Consider the following 16,097-nt stretch of genomic DNA (forward strand, 5'->3'; position numbering starts at 1 on the left):
TTGTTACAATGCTAACAGATATGCAACTAGTGTTTCTTATATTAGCAGCTACAATTGTCGGGTTTTTAATCCCGAGGTTTAGAGCGGATTTAGTAGCCTTATCATCATTGTTGGCCCTCTATTTGACAGGGCTCTTAACTGTGCCAGAAGCATTTGCAGGCTTTGCTAATAGTGTTGTCATAATGATTGCTGCGTTGTTTATTGTGGGGGAAGGTGTATTTCAGACGGGTTTAGCTCAGAAAGCTGGTACCACACTTTTGAAAGGCACAGGTAACAGTGAATTTCGGTTAACGATTTTCATGATGGTTTTAGTAGCCGTACTTAGCGGCTTCATAAGTAATACAGGCACGGTTGCAATTTTACTTCCTGTTGTCGTTAGCCTATGTCAGCAGTTACAAATTCACCCTAGTAGGTTATTAATGCCGTTGGCCTTTGCCAGTAGTATGGGTGGAGCATTAACATTAATAGGTACTGCACCAAACCTAATAGCTAGACAAAGTTTAATTGATAGCGGGTTTGAAGGACTGCACTTTTTCTCATTTACACCACTAGGATTAATTTTTCTTTTTACTGGAATTGCATTTCTATGGTTTTTTGGCAGAAAGCGCTTAGATAAACCACATGAGCAAGAGACGGGCGGGGCTGAGCCTTTTAATGTAGAAGAGTTACTTGAGCAATATCAAGCGATAAAATATATTCATCCAATAAGAGTTCCAGCAGAAAATGAAAGTGTTGGCAAGGTTATTAAAGAATTACAGTGGCCTAGTAAATATGATGTAACCGTACTAGAAGTTATAAAGTCAAAAAAACGCAGGCTACCGGTAGGGCCGAGTTACACAATTGAAGCTAACGATGTGTTGATTATTTATGCAGATGAACAGGCAGTTGCAAGGTTTGTAGAAGGTATTAATTTGGAGAAGTTGTCACATAACACACTGGATGGACACTTGTTAGAAGGGGCAAACCTGGCAGAGGTAATATTAACCCCAACATCAAGGCTTACAAATCAATCCCTTAAAGATATTAGTTTTCGAGAGAAGTACGGCCTTACAGTCTTAGCGTTAAGGCACCAGTATGAAGAAGCCAGAAGGCATAGTTATGAGGAGAAGCTTAAATACGGTGACGCTTTACTGGTGTATGGTAAGTGGGATGATATTGATTTATTATCGAAAGAAAAAAGCGATATGGTAGTGCTTAAAAATGCTTCTGAACCAGCCGTAGAAAAGAAAAAACCTGACAAGTCTACGATTGCAGGTTTAATCATATTAGGAATGTTAGTATTAATGGTGTTTGAAGTATTTCCTGTTGTTATTACGGTTGTTATTGCGGCAATGATTATGGTTCTTACGGGCTGTGTTAGACATACAGATCAAGCTTATAGGTCAATCAACTGGCAAACCGTTGTCTTGATAGCCAGTATGCTACCGATGGCTACAGCCTTAGAGAAAACAGGTGGTATCGAATTTTTATCTGAAACCCTTATTGGCTCACTGGGTATATATGGTCCATTGGCAGTACTAGCAGGTTTATATGTAGTTACTTCAATATTTAGTCAGTTCATAAGCAATACCGCGACGGCCGTATTACTATTCCCTGTTGCTATTTTAACGGCGCAGCAGATGGGCGTAAGCCCAATGCCGATGGTTATGGCAGTTGCGTATTCTGCAAGCATGGCCTTTGCTACCCCGGTAGCTACGCCGCCAAATGCAATGGTAATGGCAGCAGGGAAGTATACGTTTTTAGATTTTGTACGTGTAGGAGTTCCGCTCCAAATTACAATTGCTATTATTGCTGTGTTATTGATACCGGTGTTTTTCCCGTTCTAAGTAGAATCTAATTAGATGAATAGGCTACTTCAGCTTCTACTTTTTGTGTTTGTTGGTTCTCTTTTTCAATACGTTTAATATCAAGCTGTAATAAAATCGCGACCACAAAGGCGAGCATAATCATACCAGTAAAGATATAAAATACTGGTATATAGCTACCTGTACTTTCGAATACTCGTGAAACTAACAGAGGTCCAAAAATCCCACCTAGTGACCAAGTGGTTAATAGGTATCCATGGATAGCGCCAAGCTGTTTTACACCAAACATGTCACCAATGAATGCAGGTAAATTTGAGAAGCCGCCACCATAGCAACTAACAATGATAAAGATGAATGCTTGGAACATTAAAACGCTAGTAATGTTCGGCATCGATATAAACGCGATTAACTGTAAGGTAAAGAAGATTATATATACTGTAGGGCGGCCGATGTAATCTGAAACAGCAGCCCACAGCAGTCGGCCACCTCCGTTGAAAATACCCATAAGACCAACCATTGTAGCAGCAGCGGCTGCAGATAATCCAACGACCTCTTGCGACATTGGCGATGCTACTGATATCATCATTATTCCTGCCGTCGTATTGATAAACATAATTGTCCAGAGCATCCAGAAGCGTCGTGTTTTCACGGCTTCCCTTGCTGTTAATTGAGATAAGTCCTTGATGACAGCCCTTTTGCCAGATGCGATATCCTGACGCATTCCCTCTGGCATCCAATCCTTAGGTGGCGGAGCAATGTATGAAGCACCAAGAATCATTAATACTAGATAACAAGCACCGAGAATATAAAAGGTACTGGATATGCCGACAACATCCATTAAGCGTGCAGCTGCTGGACCAGTTAACAAAGCACCCATACCAAAACCGAGAACGGCCATTCCTGTAGCTAAACCTCTTCTGTCGGGGAACCACTTAACTAGGGTAGACACAGGAGATATATAACCAATTCCTAAACCTAGGCCACTTGCTATCCCGTACATAAAGATAAATAATGGTAAAGAATCAATAGCAATCGCAACTCCAGATCCAGCCTGACCAGCACCGAACAGTAAAGCCGCAATAATTGCTGACTTGCGAGGGCCACTGTATTCGACGAACCTACCAAAGAAAGCAGCTGAGAACCCAGCAAGTGCCATCATAATTGTAAAAGACAATGTGATACCAGTCACTGACCAGCCCATTGCATCACGAATGGGATTAGTATAAACACTATAAGCATAAGCACCACCGATAGATATATGGATTGATATAGCAGACAGGGCTATAAGCCATCTGTTCTTATTGGTTTCCATGTAAACGCTCCTTCAGCTAGAAAATTTAACATACTGTTATAAGTCAGTAGCATAAAAACAAAAACTGTTATAGTAAACAATTATAACGTAAAGCTCATAATAAATAAACAGAAAATTTGAAAAAATTGTGAGTAATTATTTAGGGAGGTAGCATTATGGATAAAAAACAAACTGAAGAAAATAAAGAAAATAAAGAAAATAAAGAAAATAAAGAAAATAAAGAAATTCTAAAACACAGACTGACACCAATTCAGTATTGTGTTACGCAAGAAGATGGGACGGAACAGCCTTTTAACAACGAGTATTGGAATAATAAACAAGAGGGAATATATGTGGATATTGTTTCAGGGGAACCATTGTTTAGCTCGGTACAGAAATATGATTCTGGTACTGGCTGGCCAAGTTTTTGGGGGCCATTATCGCCAGATAATATAACGGAGCATAAAGACAATAAGCTAATCCAGCCAAGGACAGAGGTTCGAAGTAAAGTAGGAGATTCGCACTTAGGGCATGTATTTGCCGATGGGCCACAGCCCACGGGTCTACGATACTGTATAAATTCTGCAGCATTACGCTTTATCCCGAATGATAAGCTGGAAGAGGAAGGGTACGGAGAATATAAGTCGTTATTCGAATAAGTTAGAAATAAGTAGCAGAAATAAATATTATACTGACAAACCTACCCATTTTGTGTAGGTTTTTTTATGCTCAACAGCCTAAGTACTACCCTTTTTGTGTGTGGTTAAATTTTTACAGGCACCTTAATATGACATTATCTATTATTGAATTGAAATATTGCAAAGAAGGGGATGTGAACTATGAGAAAAAAGATAGCTTTGTTTATTGTTGTGATAATGCTATTTCAAGTGGTACCACCTTCGGCGAGCATAGCTAGTGATCAATATGCGTGGGTACTAGTCGAAACCCAGTACAGAATTGGAGGGCAGTGGGAGAACTCACCTTTGGGTAGCTATAACCCAACAAATGTACCTTCAGGGTTTAGCAGATACGCAAATCAAGAGCCTAGGAAAGTTGAAATACGCGCTTCAGGGCCTGCTCGAAGTGGGCAGCCGGCTATGGATATGCGTGGGATATATACCTGGGGTGCTCCGCAATCACAAATACAACCGAGCGGGACATTTTCAATTACAGCTAATCAGAATGTAGTTAGTAATGTACCAGGCTTTTATAACACAAGATTTTCAATGCGCGTTATGATTAATTATCCTACTTCAACGGGACATGTATATCTATCAGGACCAGCTGATTTGCAAGGCAAAGAATATCGTACCGTAAGCTTTGGTGGACCATCTGCGCACCCGACTTATGAAATGCAAGGATCTGGCTCTGTAACATTCTCTACAGAAGTATGGGCTGTTGCAAGTGAGGGTACAAGACGTGCAATTACTGTTGAAGTATCTAATGGCAATGAACTCGTACAAGAGCGTTATGTTTATGAATCAAGGTCAGTAAGAGCTACTGATCGGTTTTCAGACTTAGCTCCAAGTCATTGGGCGTATGAGACTATTATGGAAATGGTAGAGCTAGGTATCCTCAGCGGATATCCAGATGGTACATTCCGCCCAAACAACACAGTTACGAGAGCTGAATTTGCTACCATTATGGTAAGGGCATTAGATCTGAACCAAGCCCCAGTAAGAACAGTTACATTTGCAGATGTACCAGCAGGCCATTGGGCGCATGGAGTAGTAGAAGCAGCTAAGGAATATCTGACGGGTTATCGAGATGGACGAACAGGACAGTTAACATTTGAGCCGAATAGTGTTGCCGTCCGTGAAGATGTTGCCGTTGCAATGGTAAAAGCTCAAGGGGTAGGAAATGTCAATCCAAATCTAACTCTATTAAACCAATTTTCTGATCAAGGGCAGATTTCACCAGCATTACGAAATCATGTAGCTATAGCTGTAGAGTATGGATATATGCGAGGAACAAACATAGGCTTTGAACCGCAGAAGGCGCTAACAAGGGCAGAAGCCTGTGCATTACTTTCACGGATTATTAAAGAGGCAGGAGATAGAGAAAAAGTTGCAATGTAAAGACAAGCAATGTAAAGAGATACTGCCAATAGAATGGAAAATGGAAGTTCCGATTTTTAAAAATCGGTTAATATTAAAACAACTAGTTCTAGCAGTGGGTCTACCTTTTATAATAGTTTTCGCAGCTTTACTAGTTTTGGCTTGGAAAACGAACAATTTCCAGGATGCAAAATATGCGTTTGGGATTATTGGATTGGCGTTTTTTCTAGCAGTAGTGTTGATATTAGTAGCTTATCGTGATAAATACTCAGTTAAGTTTAGAATAGATAGAAAAGGAGTTTATTCTTTAACACAGGATAAACAAGCAAAAACAAACAGAAAAATGCAAGGATTGTTAGCTTTTTTAGGGATAATCAATCTGAATCCAACGGCTGTAGGTATTGCAGTATTAGCACAGACACGTGAGAAAACCTATATACCATGGAGGAGGATACGTTCAATTCGTTACTATCCCAAGCAACATACAATTATCATTAGAGGTGGCTGGACTGAGTCAGTTGCCCTGTTCTGTCAGAAAGATAGTTATGCTAGAATTAAAGAATTATTAGTGGAAAATAGCAGTTGGTTAACAAAAAATAGCAATACATGCCAATAAAATAAGGCATGTATTGCTATTTTTTCTGTAAAAACATACAAAAGCATAAAAATAATGTGTATAATATACACACTTAGATAACGAACGACGAAATGAAAGGGGTGCTTAACTTGATAGCTCTCCTGCGAAATGATCGGATTAAATTAATTAGCTTTTCTTTGTTCTTCGGTTGGTTATTGGCTGTTCCATTTGAGGGGCAGGTTTTGTATCGGCTATTAGAACTTTCTGACATTGAAGGGTCTATGCACACTGTGATAGCAGTTTTTGCACACTTTTTAGGCTTAATTGTCAGCGGATTTTTAATTAACAGACAATATGTCGCTAAAATGACTATGGTTATTGCTACTGTTATTTGTATTTTAGGCAGTTTAGTTTTTTTCCTATCATTTTCTATGCTATGGAATTTAGCTTTGATTAATGTTGCATTTTTTTCAGGGATGTTTGTTGCTTGTTGGGGCTGGTTTTTCAAATATTACACCCGTCCAGGACAACGGTTAGCAATTGCTGCTGAGGTATTAATTTGGTCAAATGTAATGATGATATTTATCAACGTTATAGCTAACAATGTGTCAGCAGTTTTAGCTTTATCGGTCGCGATAGTTGGATTACTTATGGCATTGCTAGTAACATTTAGTTTGGATGATCAGGAGCGGAGCTCGGAAAAGGTTAATATTGATTTCGACAATATTAACCAAAACAAATCTACAATAGGGTTAAAGCCAATTGTAATATTAGGGTTATTTATATTTATAATAACAATTAATTCTGGGTTAATGTATCAAGTAGTAAATCCAGCATTCTCACACTTTACGCTGCTTACAAGCTATTTCTGGGCACTTCCGTACATATTAGTAATCCTTATTATCAGAAATATAGCCCCTAAGACAAATATGGCGTACATTCTATATGTTGCACTAGCAATGCTGGGCATATCGTATATTTTATTTATGGTTTTAGATATTTCTATTGCAAGCTATCTTTTGATTAACACGTTCATGTTAGGCGCATTTGGAGTTTTTGATTTGTTTTGGTGGAGTATTTTAGGAAAATTCCTAGAGCACTATAAGAACCCAATTAAAGTGTGGGGAATTGGTTTGTCGATGAATGTGCTTGGGATTTTAATAGGTGGATATGTTGGTGCTGTATATGTAGGAGAGGGCGAATATATTCATGCTTCCATTGTAGCCTTAGCTGTAATTTGTACAGCGATATTGATACTCCCTATCTTAAACAATCAGCTTGCAAATACTTTAAAAGGACATGTGTTTCTTTATGATTTTGCACCAGATAGGGAAATGGCTAAAGAAATAGCGCTAACTAAGGAAATGGCGCTAACTAATGAAAAAGAGATATTACAGGAAAGTAATATGCTAGATTTCAAACAGGACTACAAATTAACAGACAGAGAAATGGAGATTACTGAATTACTAGTTCGTGGATATACATATAAAGCAATTGCTAAGACCCTGTTCATTAGTGAAAACACAATGAAATATCATGCGAAAAATATTTATCAAAAATTAAACGTAAAAAGCAAAATGGAGTTAATTAGATTATTATCAAGAAACAGTAACAGCGAGAATAAGCAGTAGCGTTTAGCAGGCCTACAAAAGAAAAGCTAATGGTATTAGCAATATATTTATATGGGTGGGATGGTTTTATTAAAATCCCACCCTTTTTGTGTGTGTTGGAATTGATTAAAAATAGATATTGTAACTATAAGCACGCAATAAAATTAGTATAAGTCGTTAATCATATATAATGGAGGCAACCTAATGCAGCAAAGCGAAAAGTTACCTAAGCAAGAAATCAAAGAAACGGTCACGATTGTACCTAATAAAAAGAATGTTTACCAATTAGTGGCCTGGTCAAAGTGGAGAAAATTGAGAAAGTCAAACAGAATTTAATCACTACGAATAGGAATGAAGTAGATGGTGGAAGGCACCTCCAAATGGGGGTGTTTTATCTAGTTAGAGAAAGGGGCGGCAAAATGGAAAAGAAAAAAGCACTCATTTTAGGAGCTACTGGCTTAGTGGGAAATGAATTATTAAAGATTCTTTTAAATTCTAGCGAATACGGAATGGTGATTGCCATAGTCAGACGACCACTAACTATAAACCATCCCAAGCTCAGAGAAATAGTTAGTGACTTTGAAAATCTTGAAGCTGAGAAGGATTACTTTGCTGTAGACGACGTATTCTGTTGCTTGGGAACAACAATTAAGAAAGCCAAAACCCAGGAAAAGATGTACAAAATCGATGTAGAGTATCCACTGGAGATTGCAAGGCTAGCAGAATTATGCGGCGCTAAGCACTTTTTGCTTGTAAGCTCTATGAATGCTAACCCGAATTCGCGAATATTCTATTCCCGTATAAAAGGACAGCTAGAAGAACTATTACAAAGAATTCCTTATGAAAGAATTTCTATATTACGCCCATCACTATTGTTAGGAAACCGCAAGGAGCATAGATTTGGTGAAGAGTTGGCTACGAAGCTATATAAAGCTATAAATATAATCTTCAGGAAGCCAATGCCGAAGCTTGCCATAGAAGCCAGCGTTGTAGCCGAAGCAATGCATCGGATTGCACAAACACAAAAAAAAGAAAGAGTGGCAGTTTATTCTGCTAGTGCGGTGATGGCGTATGCTATACGATAAATATTGTGAGGAATCAATAATTAAGCATGGGAAAAAGCTTGAATCTAAGACGCTTAAACAGTATTTAGATGAAAACCTAAATCCTACAGTGATTGTGAGAAAAAGCTCTGCTTTTAATTCAGGTAAAGGGTCACTGGGGCAGCTTGTTGAAGAACTAGTTTTTGGTTATAAAATCAATTCTGCAAAACAAGCCGACTTCCATGATGTGAATATGGAGCTTAAAGTTGTGCCGCTGAAAAGGGTTAGACCCGTGAAAAGCAGTAAATTAGTCTGCAAGCAGCGAGGCTTAGCAGTCAAAGAACGCATGGTGCTATCAATAATAGATTATATGACAATTGTTAACGAAGATTGGGAAACAAACTCATTAGCAAGTAAGCTGTCAAAAATATTATTGATTTTTTATATTTATGAAAAAGACGTTAATTTATTAGATTACACCTTTGAATTAGTAGATAAATGGGAGCCATCAGCTACAGATTTAGCAATTATTAAAAAAGATTGGAATACCATTATCGATAAAATTAAAAATGGGTTAGCACATGAATTATCAGAAGGAGATACTTTTTACTTGGGTGCAGCTACAAAGGGGGCATCGTCAAAATCATTACGAGCACAGCCATGCTCCCCGGTGCAAGCCATGCAAAGGGCTTTTTCGCTAAAAAGAAGTTATGTAGAAAACATTTTTGAAGAATTAATTACTAATCAATCTGAAGAAAATGTAGCAGAAAAACCTATCGATGTAATAATTCATGAGATTATGACGCGCTATAAAGGACAGACTGTTGCTGAAATTATAGAAAAGCTAAATATAGAAGTATCAACGGCTAAAAACTGGTTAAATCTTATTTGCAGAAAATTACTTTTAGCAGAATTAGGCGATACATTTGAATCCTTTGGTCAGATTAAGAAAGCGGGAATAGAGCTAAAAACTATATGCTTACAGATTAATGGCATCCCAAAGGAAGGAATGTCATTTGAACAAATTAATTATAGTGAAATAATCAATGAAAGCTGGGATGACTCAAATATTAGAAGTCGCTTTGAGTCCAAAAAGCATTTATGGATAGTCTTTAAAGCGCAGATACATTACAAGAAACAAAAGGATTTGAGCTTTAAAGATATAATATTTGATCAGTGCATGTTTTGGAACATGCCAGCTAAAGACCTCGAGGTGGATTATAAAGCACTATGGGAGGATACTGTACAAAAAATAAGGGAAAATGATTTTGATAGCTTCTTAACGTCAAAAGATAATCCAGTAGGCCATATAAGACCAAAAGCAAAAAACTCTAAGGATAAAGATATATTTAATGGTGTGCTAGTTCCTAAAAAAGCTTTTTGGTTAAATGCGCGCTATATAGCTAATCAAATCGAGAAACATGTAAGTAGAGTTAAATGAAAAATTGGGATTCCTATTTAATAAAAAATACGGTTAGTACTTTAATTAAAAATGGGATTAGTACTTATTATGGGAGCATTAGTTTGATATAATATGTACAAGCTAGATACCTGGAGGTACATATGGAAAAGTCAGTAGTTGAATTATTTGCGGGTGTTGGGGGATTTCGTCTAGGGCTCGGACAGGCTTCGGAAGAGTTCAAATTCGTTTGGGCAAACCAATGGGAGCCTAGTAGAAAGGCGCAGGATGCCTACGAATGCTATATTAGCCACTTCGGAAATTCAGATATACATAGCAATGAAGATATAAATAAGGTTGATAAAAACGACATACCACAGCACTCTGTATTAGTTGGGGGCTTTCCTTGTCAGGACTACAGTGTGGCAAGAACTGGCGCCCAAGGCATTAAGGGGAAAAAAGGTGTATTGTGGTGGGACATCTATGAAATACTAAAGGCTAAAACCCCGCCATTTGTGATATTAGAAAACGTCGATAGATTACTAAAGTCTCCAAGTTCTCAAAGGGGGAAGGATTTTGGTGTCATCTTAGGGTGTTTTAAGGAATTAGATTACTCAGTAGAATGGCGTGTTATAAATGCAGCAGATTATGGATTCCCTCAGCGAAGAAGAAGAATTTTTATTTTCGCTTATAAAAATAATACAAGCTATGCCAAAGGATTAAAAGAATATAATCTTAATGAAATAATTGAACACACAGGCTTCTTTCAGCAGGGATTTCCAGCTGAGCCAATATCATTAGAGTTAAGCAATAAGAGTAAGAGCACATTTGATTTTATTTTTGAAGATTTAATAGAAGTATCAGATAACTTCACATTAGAGTTTTCAAATGCAGGCATTATGAGAGGAAATGAAATACATACACAACAATTATGTGCTTCAGAATGTTATACAGTTGAACAACAGACGCTTAAGGATATTTTAGAAAGTAATGTTGATGAAAGATATTACTTAAATGGCGAACTGGATGATTGGCTTTACATGAAAGGTCCGAAGCGGATTGAACGCACTAACAAGAATGGACATAAATACATTTTTGCAGAGGGTGGAATAGCCTTTCCTGACCCTGTAGACAAGCCTGCTAGAACAATGCTAACTAGTGAGTCGTCGAAGAATAGAAGCACACACATAATAGAAGACCCGCTAACTGGCAGAAAAAGAAAGCTAACACCTATTGAGTGTGAAAGGCTAAACGGCTTTCCAGATAACTGGACAAACACGGGTATGTCAGAGCGATTTAGATATTTTTGCATGGGCAATGCCTTAGTAGTAGGCTTAATTGAAAAAATGGGAATTACATTAAGTGAAATTATCGATGGCGAAACCAGCTCTAGTAGCGAAAAGGAAGATCAACTAACAGCAGTATCCTAAGTTGTAATAATTAATATTTATAAAAACGCAGCATCTAATTTGTTTAGTGTATAATAAACCTACTACAGAGGTTATTATAGCCTTAGGGAAGAGGGAAATGATGATAAAAATAATGGCAGACTCTACCTGCGATTTATCACAGGATATATTAGAAAAGTACGACATAGGCGTTGCACCACTGAAAATTAATATCGATGGAAAAACCTACAGTGACAAAATAGATATTAAAACAGATGAATTATTTGAATTGCTTCCAAATATAGAAAAGCACCCTACAACGTCGATGCCAAGTCCTACAGAATTTCTAAGCATTATGAAAGAGGCCGTAGACAAAGGACATACATCTATATTGTGTATATGTATGTCTAGTGGGACAAGTGCTTCCTATCAGGCTGCAGAAATAGCTAAAGATACTTTTTATGATGAAAATCCTAATTCAGAAATTAAAATACACGTTGTAGACTCTAAAAGCATGAGTCATGGTAGTGGCTGGCTAATACTAAAAAGCGCTAGACTAAGGGATGAAGGTGCTAGCTTTGATGAGCTAGTTAAGTTTAACGAAGCTTATAAGAAGAATGTTAAGCACTATTTATCCGTAGATGATCTAGATCATTTAATTCGCAGTGGTCGTTTGACTAATACAAGTGCCTTTATTGGGAAGTTACTTAAGTTAAAGCCGATAATGTCCATGAAAGACGGTAAAGGCGCCATAGTTGCTAAGGAAAGAGGCCGCAAAAAGGTTCTAAACCACTATGTGAGTGAATTCTTAAAAAGAAACAATCCTGAGCTTACGGATTTCATTATCATTGGCTACTCGAATGAAATCGGAGTAGCTGAAGTATTAAAAGAGAAGTTAATTCAAGAAGCGGGCTATAATGGTGAGATATTTATTATGCAGATGGGGGTTGCCGTTAGTACCCATGTAGGACCTGGGGCGATTTCTCTGTTTTTTATTGAAAAGAATCGCAACTAAATAATCTAATTTAGAATACAACGTATTGGAGGGACATCGCTAGATGTCCCTTTAAATAGATTTAAGGTTGAAATGAGAACGGATTAAAAGAAATTTAAGAATTTCTAATGTATTTCTAATGTTTTACCAATGGCATATAAAGGATTTCTATTTATACTAACCATAATGAAAGTTAAAGGAGGAGATATTATGGTTACAATAGAACAAGTAGAAAAGCTACGAAAGCATACGGGAGTATCTTATGAAGAAGCGAAAAAGGCGTTAGAGGAGACGAACGGTGATGTCTTAGAGGCGGTCATTAATTTAGAGAAGCAAAATCGGATTAAACCGCCTAATGAAGGAGGACAATATCAATCCAGCTCAGGGCAACAACAGAATAGTGATAGTAAGATTAATGAAACTAGCGATGAAAATCAAAGCAACTCTAATTCAACGAGCTTTGGAGAAATGATTGGACGCTTTTTCAGATGGTTTGGGAAAATTGTACACAAAGGAAATACTAACAGTTTTAAAGTAATGAAAGATAACGAAAAAATTATGGCCATACCATTAACGGCTATGGTGCTACTGCTTATTTTTGCATTCTGGCTTGTCATTCCATTGGTGATTATTGGGCTGTTCTTCGGCTATAGATATTGGTTTGAAGGACCAGAGGTGAGTAATCCATCAGTCAATCGAGCTATGGATTCAGTGGCAGACGCTGCTGAAAGCTTAAAAAAAGACTTCACTAACGGAATGAACGACAAAAAAGGTGAGTAAAAATGGAGAAAATACTAATTATTGAAGATGAAGAAAAGATTGCCCGTTTTATTCAGCTTGAGCTAGAATACGAGGGTTATCAAGTAGAAAAAGCTTTAAATGGAAGGGATGGGCTTGAGATGGTTAAGGCTCAGCCCTTTGACCTCGTTCTGCTAGATTTAATGCTACCAGGCCTTAATGGCATAGAGGTGCTGCGTCGGATTCGACAATTCTCCAATCAACCAGTAATCCTGCTAACGGCACGTGACTCCGTAATGGATAAAGTGACAGGACTGGACGGCGGAGCTGATGATTACATTACTAAGCCATTTGCAATTGAAGAATTGCTAGCAAGGATTCGCGCAACTCTAAGGAAGGCTTCAGCAAATAATACTGCAGTGACATCGCACGTATTAAGGGCAGGGCCGCTAGAATTAGATGCAAGTCGTAGAAGGGCTTGCGTATATGATACTGTACTTGATTTGACAAAACGGGAGTTTGATTTACTTCAATGTTTATTAGAGAACAAAAACATAGTATTACAGAGGGAAGTACTTTTAGAGAAAATATGGGGTTATGATTTTGACGGAGGCTCTAATGCAGTTGATGTGTATATACGCTACCTGCGTGCTAAGGTTGAGGAGCCTTTTAGCCTAAAGCTTATACATACCGTAAGGGGTGTAGGGTACGTGATTAGAGATGAATGAACAGCAAAGCAATAAAGCAAAGGGAGTAAGTATATCTGATAAGATACGCTCATCGCTAGTTATAAAGTTAAATCTGCGGATGCTTGCTATTTTGCTGTCTGCTTTTATGTCTATTAATACATTGTTGTTAATTATAGTGTCGACAAGCACTATCTATCAAATTGAAAAAGGCGCGATACAACTAGCTCAAGATGTCGTAGCTACTGAAAACGCTATAGCAGTAGAATCTTATGAAGTCCTAGGATATCGAATTACGGGATTGGATGTGCTTACTGGACAGGAAACAGAAGGCGAAGGTTATCAATTGCCATGGGCAATCCAAAAAAGAACACCAATTAAAGATGCAAGCACGACAAGAAATATACTAACAGTTAATTGGCAAGAAGATATGATGGTTGCCGAGTGGATACGTCAAATAGATTACGAGCTTAGATTTACTGTTGAGAATCAAACCTTTCTGGTTGTGTATAATATAGGTGAGGATCTTGCGCGCATAACGGTTATTGCGATAATTGTTCTAGCGGTGGAGCTGCTGTTACTAATAAGCAGCTTATTCAAAGGTTCAACAGCCATCCGTAAAACCTTAAAGCCTATTTCTGAAATGGCAGAAACGGCAAAAGCACTCAATGAACAAGTCGCGAATATAGGTGCTGGAGGAAAAGATATCACATCGCTAGCTGGCGCCATTAGTAGTATTGACGCTAGCCAGCTTGACAAGCGCATAGCAGTCGATGAATCGCAGAAGGAGCTCAAGGAGCTGGCACAGGCCATTAATCATATGTTGAACAGAATTAATGCTTCTTATCAATCACAGGTGCGGTTTGTTTCTGATGCCTCCCATGAATTGCGCACACCGATTTCCGTCATCCAAGGCTATGTAAACCTACTTGACCGATGGGGAAAAAAAGATGAAAAAACACTACAAGAGTCAATAGACGCAATCAAAGACGAGACAGAGAGCATGAAAACCCTTGTCGAGCAATTACTTTTTTTAGCCCGGGGAGATAATAGCACTATGCAGCTTAACAAACAATCTTTTGACGTACAGGCTTTAATAGACGAAATTGTTCGAGAAGCACAAATGATAGATTCAGCCCATGTATTTAAAACGAAATGTAATACCGTGATAGCGATAAAAGCAGATCGCCAGTTAATGAAGCAAGCAATTCGCATTTTGCTAGATAACAGTATAAAGTACACTCCAGCAGGTGAGGTTATATCCTTAAAGACCTATTCAGAGAATAATAAATTACACATAGTCGTACAGGATAATGGGATTGGTATACCGCCAGAGGATGTTCCACGTATTTTCGATCGCTTTTATCGTTCGGATGAGTCTCGCGCCAGGAAAACAGGAGGCTCGGGCTTAGGTCTAGCGATTGCAAGAATAATTGTAGAGCAGCATGATGGACACTTCGAAGTAATCAGTCGTCAAGAAATTGGAACACGGACAACAATTGTTTTACCGCTTGAAAATAAACCTACCATTGAAATTTGACAATGGTAGGTTCTTAATATATTCTTATGCGCAGCTAAATATTGAAAAGAGGGAAGTATATGCTTAAGCTGGAGGACGTTTCAAAGATATACAGTAGAGACCAAAAACAAGCATTGAAAAATATAAATTTAGAGATTAAAGAGGGAGAGTTTACAGCGCTCTTAGGTCAAAATGGCGCTGGCAAAACAACGCTCATCAATATACTAGCAGGAAATGTGAAAAAGAGTAGTGGCAAAGTAACGATTGCGGGCTATGATTTAGACACTAATGAATTAGATACTAAATGGATTCTCGGTATCGTTCCCCAGGAAGTAGCGATTGATTTCACCTTTTCTGTGGAAGATATCCTAATACAGCAATCAGGATATTTCGGAATCACGGATAACAAAGAATATATTGATTGGTTACTTGAGTCCCTAGCCCTAAAAGACAAAAAGAAATCCCTGGCAAGGGAGCTTTCTGGTGGGATGAAGCGTCGACTACTAATTGCTAAAGCTCTTGTGCACAAACCAAAAATATTAGTTCTAGATGAGCCTACAGCTGGTGTAGATATTGGCCTTCGACACACCCTGTATGAGTTTCTAGAGCAGCTACATAAAGCGGGAACGACAATCATATTAACGACCCATTACCTAGAGGAAGCAGAGCGGCTGTGTGAGCGAGTGGTTGTAATAAATAATGGTATGCTTGTCGCTGATGAGCCTAAGGATAAATTGTTAAAAGACTTTTCCCAGGAAATAAATGTAGAAATTAAACTGGACGGGAAAATAGAGCAAGAGAATATCGGCTTTTTGCAGGCATTCAATCCGACAATTAAAGACCTAGACACTATTGTTTTGCTAATAGATAAGGCGGAATTAACAAACATATTGCAATTACTTATTGAAAACGATATGAAAATCTTGGATCTAAACGTAGAGCGACAAAAGCTTGAAGATGTTTATCTACAGCTTATCAAGCAATAGGGGG

At 38.0% G+C, this 16,097-nt stretch carries 15 protein-coding genes; 14 read left to right on the plus strand and 1 reads right to left on the minus strand.

Annotated features, from left to right (window positions below):
- Nucleotides 1-8: 8 nt before the first annotated feature.
- Nucleotides 9-1,826 (plus strand): SLC13 family permease, encoded by a 1,818-nt coding sequence (locus BHF68_RS06200; protein WP_084019250.1) that lies wholly within the window; start codon nucleotides 9-11, stop codon nucleotides 1,824-1,826.
- Between the two features lie 7 nt (nucleotides 1,827-1,833).
- Here the strand turns inward: BHF68_RS06200 and BHF68_RS06205 are convergent, their stop codons facing one another.
- The gene (locus tag BHF68_RS06205) at nucleotides 1,834-3,117 is read right to left on the minus strand and encodes an L-lactate MFS transporter (RefSeq protein ID WP_069642773.1); all 1,284 of its coding nucleotides are present in this window, start codon (nucleotides 3,115-3,117) and stop codon (nucleotides 1,834-1,836) included.
- 155 nt (nucleotides 3,118-3,272) lie between these two features.
- Here BHF68_RS06205 and msrB point away from each other — a divergent pair, with 155 nt between their 5' ends.
- The 13 genes from msrB to BHF68_RS06265 all read left to right on the plus strand — a co-directional run bounded on the left by msrB (nucleotide 3,273) and on the right by BHF68_RS06265 (nucleotide 16,093).
- Complete coding sequence (gene msrB / locus BHF68_RS06210) at nucleotides 3,273-3,755, plus strand: peptide-methionine (R)-S-oxide reductase MsrB (RefSeq protein ID WP_069642774.1); 483 nt, start codon at nucleotides 3,273-3,275, stop codon at nucleotides 3,753-3,755.
- A gap of 180 nt (nucleotides 3,756-3,935) precedes the next feature.
- Entirely contained in the window at nucleotides 3,936-5,174 is a 1,239-nt protein-coding gene (locus BHF68_RS06215; protein ID WP_069642775.1) for an S-layer homology domain-containing protein, read from the plus strand.
- Complete coding sequence (locus BHF68_RS06220; protein ID WP_069642776.1) at nucleotides 5,164-5,769, plus strand: hypothetical protein; 606 nt, start codon at nucleotides 5,164-5,166, stop codon at nucleotides 5,767-5,769. Before BHF68_RS06215 ends, BHF68_RS06220 begins: the two co-directional genes overlap by 11 nt.
- A 110-nt stretch (nucleotides 5,770-5,879) precedes the next feature.
- Complete coding sequence (locus tag BHF68_RS15555) at nucleotides 5,880-7,361, plus strand: LuxR C-terminal-related transcriptional regulator (protein WP_176719890.1); 1,482 nt, start codon at nucleotides 5,880-5,882, stop codon at nucleotides 7,359-7,361.
- 183 nt (nucleotides 7,362-7,544) lie between these two features.
- Entirely contained in the window at nucleotides 7,545-7,676 is a 132-nt protein-coding gene (locus tag BHF68_RS15695) for a hypothetical protein (RefSeq protein WP_301553606.1), read from the plus strand.
- An 83-nt stretch (nucleotides 7,677-7,759) separates the two neighbouring features.
- A complete protein-coding gene (locus BHF68_RS06230) occupies nucleotides 7,760-8,425 on the plus strand; it encodes an oxidoreductase (RefSeq protein WP_069642778.1) in 666 nt (221 codons plus the stop codon).
- The gene (locus tag BHF68_RS06235; RefSeq protein ID WP_069642779.1) at nucleotides 8,412-9,824 is read left to right on the plus strand and encodes a Sau3AI family type II restriction endonuclease; all 1,413 of its coding nucleotides are present in this window, start codon (nucleotides 8,412-8,414) and stop codon (nucleotides 9,822-9,824) included. The genes BHF68_RS06230 and BHF68_RS06235 overlap by 14 nt, the downstream gene beginning before the upstream one ends.
- Before the next feature lie 122 nt (nucleotides 9,825-9,946).
- Nucleotides 9,947-11,212, plus strand: coding sequence for a DNA (cytosine-5-)-methyltransferase (dcm, locus tag BHF68_RS06240; RefSeq protein WP_069642780.1), 1,266 nt, complete (start codon nucleotides 9,947-9,949; stop codon nucleotides 11,210-11,212).
- Between the two features lie 100 nt (nucleotides 11,213-11,312).
- On the plus strand, nucleotides 11,313-12,185 hold the full coding sequence (locus BHF68_RS06245) for a DegV family protein (protein ID WP_069642781.1): 873 nt from the start codon (nucleotides 11,313-11,315) through the stop codon (nucleotides 12,183-12,185).
- 189 nt (nucleotides 12,186-12,374) lie between these two features.
- Nucleotides 12,375-12,944, plus strand: a complete 570-nt coding sequence (locus BHF68_RS06250; RefSeq protein WP_069642782.1) for a DUF4342 domain-containing protein — start codon at nucleotides 12,375-12,377, stop codon at nucleotides 12,942-12,944.
- Nucleotides 12,945-12,946: 2 nt separating this feature from the next.
- Nucleotides 12,947-13,630 (plus strand): response regulator transcription factor, encoded by a 684-nt coding sequence (locus BHF68_RS06255; protein WP_069642783.1) that lies wholly within the window; start codon nucleotides 12,947-12,949, stop codon nucleotides 13,628-13,630.
- Nucleotides 13,623-15,128, plus strand: a complete 1,506-nt coding sequence (locus BHF68_RS06260; protein WP_069642784.1) for a sensor histidine kinase — start codon at nucleotides 13,623-13,625, stop codon at nucleotides 15,126-15,128. Before BHF68_RS06255 ends, BHF68_RS06260 begins: the two co-directional genes overlap by 8 nt.
- Nucleotides 15,129-15,187: 59 nt before the next feature.
- Nucleotides 15,188-16,093, plus strand: coding sequence for an ABC transporter ATP-binding protein (locus tag BHF68_RS06265; RefSeq protein WP_069642785.1), 906 nt, complete (start codon nucleotides 15,188-15,190; stop codon nucleotides 16,091-16,093).
- Nucleotides 16,094-16,097 lie beyond the last annotated feature (4 nt).

Source organism: Desulfuribacillus alkaliarsenatis, assembly GCF_001730225.1.
Taxonomy (GTDB): domain Bacteria; phylum Bacillota; class Bacilli; order Desulfuribacillales; family Desulfuribacillaceae; genus Desulfuribacillus; species Desulfuribacillus alkaliarsenatis.